Annotated in this window: 8 protein-coding genes; 6 read left to right on the forward strand and 2 right to left on the reverse strand. The window is 74.1% G+C overall.

The window, feature by feature from the left end; all coding sequences use genetic code 11:
• The first annotated feature begins 46 nt into the window (after positions 1-46).
• From EF903_RS22735 to EF903_RS22745, 3 genes are read left to right on the forward strand one after another with little or no spacing between them, the layout of a single operon-like run.
• Positions 47-898, forward strand: a complete 852-nt coding sequence (locus EF903_RS22735; RefSeq protein WP_125546011.1) for a BTAD domain-containing putative transcriptional regulator — start codon at positions 47-49, stop codon at positions 896-898.
• A complete protein-coding gene (locus EF903_RS22740) occupies positions 895-1893 on the forward strand; it encodes a hypothetical protein (RefSeq protein ID WP_125546013.1) in 999 nt (332 codons plus the stop codon). The genes EF903_RS22735 and EF903_RS22740 overlap by 4 nt, the downstream gene beginning before the upstream one ends.
• On the forward strand, positions 1890-3269 hold the full coding sequence (locus tag EF903_RS22745) for a hypothetical protein (RefSeq protein WP_125546015.1): 1380 nt from the start codon (positions 1890-1892) through the stop codon (positions 3267-3269). The genes EF903_RS22740 and EF903_RS22745 overlap by 4 nt, the downstream gene beginning before the upstream one ends.
• Positions 3270-3348: 79 nt before the next feature.
• Here EF903_RS22745 and EF903_RS22750 read toward each other — a convergent pair whose 3' ends face one another.
• The gene (locus tag EF903_RS22750; protein ID WP_125546017.1) at positions 3349-4866 is read right to left on the reverse strand and encodes a peptide MFS transporter; all 1518 of its coding nucleotides are present in this window, start codon (positions 4864-4866) and stop codon (positions 3349-3351) included.
• A gap of 493 nt (positions 4867-5359) precedes the next feature.
• Between EF903_RS22750 and EF903_RS22755 the strand changes: the two genes are divergently transcribed.
• Together EF903_RS22755 and EF903_RS22760 are read left to right on the forward strand one after the other, a co-directional pair.
• On the forward strand, positions 5360-6037 hold the full coding sequence (locus EF903_RS22755; protein ID WP_125546019.1) for a response regulator transcription factor: 678 nt from the start codon (positions 5360-5362) through the stop codon (positions 6035-6037).
• 15 nt (positions 6038-6052) lie between these two features.
• Positions 6053-7318 carry an ATP-binding protein gene (locus EF903_RS22760; RefSeq protein ID WP_125546021.1) on the forward strand — a complete coding sequence of 422 codons (1266 nt, stop codon included), beginning with the start codon at positions 6053-6055 and terminating at the stop codon, positions 7316-7318.
• Between the two features lie 20 nt (positions 7319-7338).
• Here the strand turns inward: EF903_RS22760 and EF903_RS22765 are convergent, their stop codons facing one another.
• Positions 7339-7884, reverse strand: coding sequence for a GtrA family protein (locus EF903_RS22765; RefSeq protein ID WP_125546023.1), 546 nt, complete (start codon positions 7882-7884; stop codon positions 7339-7341).
• A gap of 213 nt (positions 7885-8097) precedes the next feature.
• Between EF903_RS22765 and EF903_RS22770 the strand changes: the two genes are divergently transcribed.
• The coding region (locus EF903_RS22770; protein ID WP_125546025.1) for a 5-(carboxyamino)imidazole ribonucleotide synthase at positions 8098-8991 on the forward strand (894 nt) is incomplete at its 3' end.

The following is an 8991-nucleotide window of genomic DNA, read 5'->3' on the forward strand; positions in this document are numbered from 1 at the left end:
GTGCGGCGGGGGCCGGGTGGGAGATGGACCGTGAGAGGGGGCCGTTGTGAGTGATCCGTCCGTGCTGCGCTTCTCCCTGCTCGGGCCGGTGCAGGCCGGCCGGGGCGGGGTGGACGTCCCGCTGGGCCCGCCGCAGCAGCGGCTGGTGCTGGCGATCCTGCTGCTGCGCCGGCCGGGCGTGGCGGGTCTGGACGAGCTGATCGACGGCATCTGGGGCGAGGCGAGCCCGCGCACCGCCGCGGGCACGGTCCGCTCGTACGTGTACCGGCTGCGGCGGGCGCTCGGGCCCTGCCTGGTGACGGAGGGCGGCGGGTACGCGCTGGACGTCCCGGACGGTGCGGTCGACCTGGCCGACTTCGAGGCGGAGGCGGCCCGGGGCCGGGAGCTGGTGGCCGCGGGCGATCCGGACGCCGGGGCGCGGATGTTGGAGGCGGCGCTCGCCCGGTGGCGCGGTGTGCCGCTGGCCGGGCTGCCGGGGCCGTTCGCCCGGATCCAGCGGGAGCGGCTCGCGGAGCTGCGGCTGTCGGTGCTGCTGGAGCGGGTGGAGGCGGACCTGGCGCGGGGGCGGCACGCCCGGCTGGTCCCTGAACTGGGGGCGCTGTGCGCGGAGTACCCGCTGAACGGGCGGCTGCGCCTGGCCGAGCCGTGGCCCGGCGCGCCCCGCCTCGGCGCCGCCGGTGTCACGCTCACCGCCACCGCCCCGGGAGCCGCGGCCGCGACCGCCACCGCGTCCGCCCGGTTCGCACCCGGCGGGCCCGCGGTCGGCGCGGGGTTCCTGCTCGCCCTCGGCGGCGCCGCCGCGGCCGCGCCGGTCCTCCTCCGCAGGCGGCGCGCCCGGCGCGGGACGCCCGCGGCCGGACCGGAGCCGGCCCCCGACCCGGCGGGAGCCCGCGCGTGACCGGCAGGTCCGGGGCCCGCGCCGCCGCGGCCGCGCTCACGGCGGGCCTGCTCGCCGCCGGGTCACCGGCCGCCGCCGCGGACGCACCGCCGGCCGCGCAGCTCTCGCTCCGGGAGGCCGCCCCGGGTACGGAGCTCACCGTGACCGGCACGGGCTGGCGGGCCGGGACGCTGGTGATGCTGCTGGTCTGCGGCCAGAACATGGTCGGCGGCACCAACAGCTGCGCCAACGCCGAGGGCGCGGCCGCCTCCGTCGGCGGCGACGGCCGCTTCACGGCGCGGCTGGCCGCGGCGGCCCCGCCCAAGCCGTGCCCCTGCATCGTCCACGTGGCCTCGGTCGGCGGGGACGCCGCCACGGTCGCCCTCCCGCTGGCGCTCACCGGCCACCCGGTGGCCGAGCCGCCGCCCGAGCAGGGCGCCCCGCGCCTCGCCGCGCTGGGCCCGGCCCGGCTGGAGGGCGGCGACGGGATCCTGACCCGGTTCGGGGCGCCGCCCTCGCGCACCTTCACCGTCACCCTCGGGAACACCGGACCCGCGCCCGTCGTGGACCCGGTCTTCCGGCTGGGCACGGCCCGCGGCGTGCTCGCCCCGCAGTGGGAGGAGGTCCGGTGGAAGGGCGCCGTCCCGCCCGGGGGCAGGGCGGAGGTCCGGCTCCCCGTCACGCTCGGGGCCGGCGCGCACGGGAGCCACACGGTCTCCCTCGCGTACGGGGAGACGGTCCTGGCGGCCCGGCCGTGGGCGGTGTCCCGCCCGTACGGGGTGCTGCTGTTCCGGGCCCTGCTCCTGCTGGTGGTGCCCGCCGGCCTGTTCCGGGCCGGGATGGCCCTCGTCGACCGGATCCGGCCGGCGACCGCGCCGGAGGCACCCGCGGCGCAGGAGGCCGCCGAGTCCGCCGAGGCGGCCGGGCCGGGGGAGGCCGCCGACCTGCCGTGGTTCACGGCACCGCAGACGTCCGCACCGTCAGCCGGCAGTCCGACGACGAAGGGACACCAATGAAGACCCAACGGAGGGTGAGCGCGGCCGCGGCCGCGCTGCTGCTCGGCGGCGCGGCCGCGCTGCTGGGGGCGGGGCCCGCCCAGGCGGCCGAGGTCTCGTACAAGGTGGAGTGCATACCGCCCGCGGGCGGCGGCGGCCCGGTGCGGGGCACGACGACCGTCTCGGTGACGGCGCCCGCCGCCGCGAAGGTCGGCGACGAGGTCGAGGTGGTGTGGAGGACCGTCAAGGCGGCCTCGAACAACACCGACCTGATGGACCTCGGCAAGGACACCGTGAAGCCGACGGGCTGGGTGCGGCTCGGCGGGGCGCTCGCGGGCGAGGTGAAGCTGGAGGGTGAGCGGAAGAACCCGCCGATCCCCAAGAACGCGCCGATGGTGCTGTCCGACATGAAGGGGAGGGTGAAGCTGACGAAGGCGGGGGAGGTGACGGTCACTCCCGGCCGGTACGACGTGGACTTCAGCGGGTTCACCACGCGCTGCTCGCCGAAGGAGGAGGCCGCGGCCGCGGCGACGATCAAGGTGTCGGACGGCGGCGGCACGACGACCGGGGGCACGGCTTCCGGCGGCGGCTCGGCGTCCGGAGGCACCACGTCGGCCGGCGGCACGACCTCGGGCGGCACCACGTCAGGCGGCACCACCTCGGGCGGCACCGCGACCGGCGGCACCACGTCCGGCGGCCCGTCCTCGGGCGGCGCCGCCTCCGGAGGCGCCACCGGTGGCGGCGGCGGGCAGACCGACTTCCCCGGAAAGCCCGTCGAGGTGGCCTTCGACTGCGGAGCCGTCGTCCCGGGCGGCGTCAAGACGCCGGTGACGGTCAACGCGAAGCGGAACGGCGGCGGCTTCGACCTCACCGTGAAGACCGCCAAGGGGGCGATGGCCAGCCCCATGGCCCTCCCCGCGGGCGCCCTGAAGCCCTCGATGGACATCAGGCTCGGCGGCGCGGACACCGGCACGGTCCGCGTCACCGGCCCGGCCAACGCGGAGCCGATCCCGGACAAGGCCCCGGTCAGCCTGAGCGACATGACCGGCACCTACAAGCCGGGGGCGACCGGCAAGGTGACGCTGACCCCGGACCGGCTGACGATCGACGTGACGATGAGCCCCGGCTCGACGCCGATCAACGTGCCCTGCAAGGCGGTCTCCAGCGGCGTGTCCCTGGAGCTGGACACCACCGCACAGCCCGGCGGCTCCGGCTCCCCGGCCGGCGGCGGCGCCTCAGCCGGGTCCGCGGGCCCCGGCGGCCTCGCCGACACCGGCGCGGCCGGCACGGGCGGCGTGAGGGCCCTCGCCGTGGCCGCCGCGACGGTGGTCCTGCTCGGCGCCGCGGTGTTCGCCTTCACCCCCTGGCGCCGCCTGCGCGGCGGCACCCGCCGCTGACGGAGCCGGCGCAGCGCGACGGCCCGGCACCCCATCGGAAAGGGTGCCGGGCCGTCGCCTCAGCGTGTGCGGGGGCGCGTCAGTGGACGTCGCCCATCAGCGCCTGGACCTTCTTGCGGTAGGCGTACACCGCCACACCGGCGAGGACCGCGGCGCTCGCCTGGATGCCGATGATGACCGTTCCGTTCAGGTCCACGCCGGCCAGCGACAGCAGACCGGTGGTGCAGTCGCCCGCGGTGACCGCGAGGAACCACACGCCCATCATCTGGGAGGCGTACTTCTGCGGGGCCATCTTCGTCGTGACGGAGAGGCCGACCGGGGAGAGGCACAGCTCGCCGATGGTCTGGATCATGTAGATCGAGACGAGCCACATCGGGGAGACCATGGTGCCGTCGCCGGCCATGTTCATCGGGACGATGAAGACGAAGAACGAGCCGCCGACCAGGACCAGGCCCATCGCGAACTTCACGATGGTGTTCGGCTCCTGGTTCCTGCGGGCGAGCCACAGCCACAGCCAGGCGAAGACCGGGGCCAGCGCCATCACGAACAGCGGGTTCAGGGACTGGTACCAGGTGGCCGAGAAGCCGAGGCCGAAGACGGTGTCGGCGGTCTTGGAGTCCGCGAACAGCGACAGCGTCGAACCGCCCTGGTCGTAGATCATCCAGAACACGGCGGCGGCGACGAAGAACCAGATGTACGCGGTCATCCGCGACTGCTCGGTGGTGTTCAGGTCCTTGTCGCGCTTGATGCGGACCAGCACGGCCACCGGGATGATCAGACCGGCGAGGGTCAGCGGCACCAGCACCCAGTTCAGGGTGTACGCGCCCAGGGCGACCACGGCGCCGTAGAAGACGGCGACGGCGGCGGCGCCCAGGACGGCCTTGGTGATGACCGCCTTGCGCTCCTCGGCCGACAGCGGGTTCGGGACCTGGCTGCTCTTCGGGCTGAGGTGCTTGGTGCCGAGCAGGAACTGCGCGAGGCCGATGCCCATGCCGACGGCGGCGAGGGCGAAGCCCAGGTGCCAGTTGTATTCCTTGCCGACCGTGCCGACGACGAACGGGGCGACGAACGCGCCGAGGTTGATGCCGATGTAGAACAGCGTGAAGCCGCCGTCACGGCGCGGGTCCTCGGGACCGTCGTAGAGGTGGCCGACCATCGTGGAGATGTTGGCCTTCAGCAGACCGGAGCCCACCGCGACGAGGAGCAGGCCGACGAAGAACATCGCCTGGCCGGGCAGGGCCAGCGACAGGTGACCCGTCATGATCACGAAGCCGGCGATGGCGACCGTCTTGCGCGCGCCCCAGACCCGGTCACCGAACCATCCGCCGGGCATGGCCATCAGGTAGACCATGGAGACGTAGACGGAGTAGATGGCCGTCGTCGTGGCCGCGGTCATGGCCAGGCCGCCGCCCTGGCTTCCCGTGGCGGCGTCCGCGCCGCCCGAGACCAGGTAGTACACCAGCAGCGCCCGCATGCCGTAGTAGGAGAAGCGCTCCCACATCTCGGTCATGAAGAGAGTGGCCAGGCCACGGGGGTGGCCGAAGAAGGTCTTCTCGGCGGACGGGTCCACCGCGCCCTTCGTCAGGCTGGAAGCCATGGTCGATCCTTGCTTGCTCGGGACGCCCGGCTTCGTGAGCCGTCGGCGCCCGGTGGGGGGTGGCCGGAACCGGCAGCCGCTGTTCCGGCCCCCACGCCCCGGGGACCGCACCCGCGCCGCGGAAGGGGGCGGGGGAACAACGCAACCGGGATCCACGCCCTCGCGCACACGAACGCGCGCGGGGCGCCGGCCCACAGGTCATCCACTGTCACCGAAGCCGATCGGGAAAGTCGTCAAGACCCTCTGATCGATCCGGACAGAATTGAGACCTTTGGCTCGGATTTCGGCGCAAAGGTCCCGGTGGTAGTGCATCAGGCGTCTCGCCACCATACGACACGACCGGGCGGCATATGAAAGGACTTGAGAGATGGATCACAGGAGGATTGGGAACCGTTTCGGCATTTTCGAAGGCGGGCTGCCTTCATAAGGCCAGATGGAAAGGGGTGCGCGGGGCCGCCCCTGCGGATCGCCGCCGCGGACTACCATCACCCACATGACGCGTGTACTGCTCGCCGAGGACGACGCATCCATCTCGGAGCCCCTGGCCCGCGCCCTGCGCCGGGAGGGGTACGACGTCGAGGTCCGGGAGGACGGCCCGGCCGCCCTCGACGCAGGCCTCCAGGGCGGCGTCGACCTCGTCGTGCTCGACCTGGGCCTGCCCGGCATGGACGGCCTGGAAGTGGCCCGCAGGCTGCGTGCCGAGGGGCTCGGCTTCCCCATCCTCGTCCTGACCGCCCGCGCCGACGAGGTCGACACCGTCGTGGGCCTGGACGCCGGAGCCGACGACTACGTCACCAAGCCGTTCCGCCTCGCCGAGCTCCTCGCCCGCGTCCGGGCCCTGCTGCGGCGCGGCGCCGCCGAGGCCCCCCAGCCCGCCGCCACCCACGGCGTCCGCATCGACGTCGAGTCCCACCGCGCCTGGATGGGGGAGGAGGAGCTCCAGCTCACCGCGAAGGAGTTCGACCTCCTGCGCGTCCTCGTCCGCGACGCCGGCCGCGTCGTCACCCGCGACCAGCTCATGCGCGAGGTGTGGGACACCACCTGGTGGTCGTCCACCAAGACCCTCGACATGCACATCTCCTGGCTCCGCAAGAAGCTGGGCGACGACGCCGCGAACCCCCGCTACATCGCCACCGTCCGCGGCGTCGGCTTCCGCTTCGAGAAGAGCTGACCGGGCCCCCCAGCCATGCGCCGCCGCCTGATCCAGTCCACCCTCGCCGTGGTGCTCGTCGTGATCGCCGTGTTCGGCGTCTCCCTCGTCATCGTGGAGACCCGCACGATCACCAGCAGCGCCCAAGACCGCATCGAGTCCGAGGCCCTGCGCCTGGCGGGCATCGTCGAGGCGAACGTGGCGGAGCGCCGCCCCATCGACTCCGACGCCCTCGCCGAGCAGCTCGACCCCGGCCGGTACGCCCGCATCACCGTCCCCGGGCAGCCCCCCGTCGAGGTCGGCGAGCGGACCGGCGAGAGCGTCCTGCGCGGCACAGCCAAGGGCGAGCAGGGCGAGCTGGTCGTCGTCGAGGAGCCCCGCTCCACCGTCACCGAGGAGGTCGGCCGCACCCTCGCCGTGGTCGGCGCGGTGGCGCTGCTCGCCGTCGTCGCCGCCGTGGCGCTCGCGATCCGCCAGGCCAACCGGCTGGCGTCCCCGCTCACCGACCTCGCCGAGACCGCCGAACGGCTCGGCTCCGGCGACCCCCGGCCCCGCCACCGCCGCTACGGGGTCCCCGAGCTGGACCGCGTCGCGGACGTCCTCGACTCCAGCGCCGAGCGGATCGGGCGGATGCTGACCGCCGAGCGACGCCTCGCCGCGGACGCCTCCCACCAGCTGCGCACCCCGCTGACCGCGCTGTCGATGCGCCTGGAGGAGATCACCGTCACCGACGACCTCGCGACCGTCCGCGAGGAGGCCACCATCGCGCTCGCCCAGGTGGAGCGGCTCACCGACGTCGTCCAGCGGCTGCTGACGAACTCCCGCGACCCGCGGACCGGCTCCGCGGTCCCCTTCGACCTCGACGAGGTCGTGAAACAGCAGGTGGAGGAGTGGCGGCCCGCCTACCGCAGCGAGGGCCGGGCCATCGTCCGCTCCGGGAAGACCGGCGTACGGGCCTTCGGGACGCCCGGTGCGGTCGCCCAGGTGCTGGCCACCCTCGTGGAGAACGCGCTCATGCACGGCGGCGGCACCGTCGCCCTGCGCACCCGGGTCGTGGGCAACCAGGCCGTCCTGGAAGTCACCGACGAGGGGCCCGGCGTCCCGCCGGACCTGGGGAACCGCATCTTCGAGCGGGCCATCAGCGGCCGCAACTCCACCGGCATCGGCCTGGCCGTCGCCCGCGACCTCGCCGAGGCCGACGGCGGCCGCCTCGAACTGCTCCAGGCGCAGCCCCCGGTGTTCGCCCTCTTCCTGAGCCGCACCGAGCCCGAGCGCGGCGAGCGGGAGCACACGGTCCGCTGACCCGGGGCGGGACCGGCGCCCTACTTGTTGCCGGCGGGTGCGGGGGCGCGCCTACCGCTCTCCCGCGCCGGCCGGGCAGCGGCCCGAGCCGCCGGCTCCGGCTCCGCGGCCGCCGCGGGCGCCGCCTGCGGCAGCGCCTTGAAGACCCACGTCCGGTACGACCAGAAGCGGAACACCGTGGCCGTGCCGATGCCGAGGAACTTGAACACGTTGGAGGCGAGCGGGCCGTCCCAGCCGAACCCGTACGTGGCCGCGTACAGCACGCCGTTCTCGATCACCAGCCCGATCAGGCTGAACGCCACGAACAGCGGCACCTCCCGCGAGCTGCCCGTCCGCGCCCGGTCCCGGTAGGTGAAGTACCGGAAGCCCAGGTAGTTCGTCGTGATCGCGACGACGGTGGCTATCACGCTCGCCCGGACCACCTGCAGGTCCGTGGTGTGCCGCAGCAGGTTGAAGACGCCCAGGTTGACGAGCACGCCCAGGCCCCCGACAGCCCCGAACTTCGCGACTTCGCGTGCGAGGCCGCGTACGCGTTCGAGGGCCGAGCCCCGTTTCGGCGTGGTCATGGTGATGGTCGGTCCCGTCCGTAGCGGCCCCCAGCGGGGCGTCCGTCGCCTCTCGATCGGCCACTCATGCTAAGTGTCCCCCCGGCGACCCGTCTGTGCCTTCGGGCACTGTGCGTTCGTACAGGTACGCGACGCAGGGCGCACGGGATGTTGCTACGAGTTCCCGGTGGGGCCGCGTCCGTTCGGCGGATGCCCGGCCGATACCCTGGAGGGGTGACGTTCCCGGTAGTCGGCATGGTCGGCGGCGGTCAGCTCGCCCGTATGACCCACGAGGCGGGCATCCCCCTCGGCATCAAGTTCAAGCTCCTCAGTGACACACCGCAGGACTCGGCGGCCCAGGTGGTCAGCGACGTCGTCATCGGCGACTACCGCGACCTGGACACGCTCCGCGCCTTCGCGCGCGGCTGCGACGTGATCACCTTCGACCACGAGCACGTGCCCACCGAGCACCTGCGGGCCCTCGAAGCGGACGGCATCCCCGTCCGCCCCGGACCCGACGCGCTGGTGCACGCCCAGGACAAGGGCGTGATGCGGGCCAAGCTCGACGAGATCGGCGCGCCCAGCCCCCGCCACCGCATCGTGGCGGACCCGGCGGACGCGGCCGCGTTCGCCGCGGAGGTCGGCGGGTTCCCCGTCATCCTCAAGACGGTCCGCGGCGGCTACGACGGCAAGGGCGTCTGGTTCGTCCGGACCCCCGAGGACGCCGAGGCCCCCTTCAAGGCGGGCGTCCCCGTCCTCGCCGAGGAGAAGGTCGACTTCGTCCGCGAACTCGCGGCCAACGTCGTCCGCTCCCCGCACGGCCAGGCCGTCGCCTACCCGGTGGTGGAGTCGATCCAGGTCGACGGCGTCTGCGACACCGTCATCGCCCCCGCCCCGAACCTCTCCGAGGAGCTCGCCGGCGAGGCCCAGGCCCTCGCCCTGCGCATCGCCCGGGAACTGGGCGTGACCGGCCACCTGGCCGTGGAGCTCTTCGAGACGGCCGACGGCCGCATCCTCGTCAACGAGCTCGCCATGCGCCCGCACAACAGCGGCCACTGGACCCAGGACGGCGCGGTCACCTCCCAGTTCGCCAACCACGTCCGCGCGGTCCTCGACCTCCCCCTCGGC

The sequence above is a fragment of the Streptomyces sp. WAC05292 genome, from assembly GCF_003949955.1.
Taxonomy (GTDB): Bacteria; Actinomycetota; Actinomycetes; order Streptomycetales; family Streptomycetaceae; genus Streptomyces; species Streptomyces globosus.

Coding starts and splice junctions, on each gene's coding strand:
- EF903_RS22745 (WP_125546015.1), top strand. CDS start 1,890: ATGAAGACCCAACGGAGGGTGAGCGCGGCCGCGGCCGCGCTGCTGCTC.
- EF903_RS22750 (WP_125546017.1), bottom strand. CDS start 4,866: ATGGCTTCCAGCCTGACGAAGGGCGCGGTGGACCCGTCCGCCGAGAAG.
- EF903_RS22755 (WP_125546019.1), top strand. CDS start 5,360: ATGACGCGTGTACTGCTCGCCGAGGACGACGCATCCATCTCGGAGCCC.
- EF903_RS22760 (WP_125546021.1), top strand. CDS start 6,053: ATGCGCCGCCGCCTGATCCAGTCCACCCTCGCCGTGGTGCTCGTCGTG.
- EF903_RS22765 (WP_125546023.1), bottom strand. CDS start 7,884: ATGACCACGCCGAAACGGGGCTCGGCCCTCGAACGCGTACGCGGCCTC.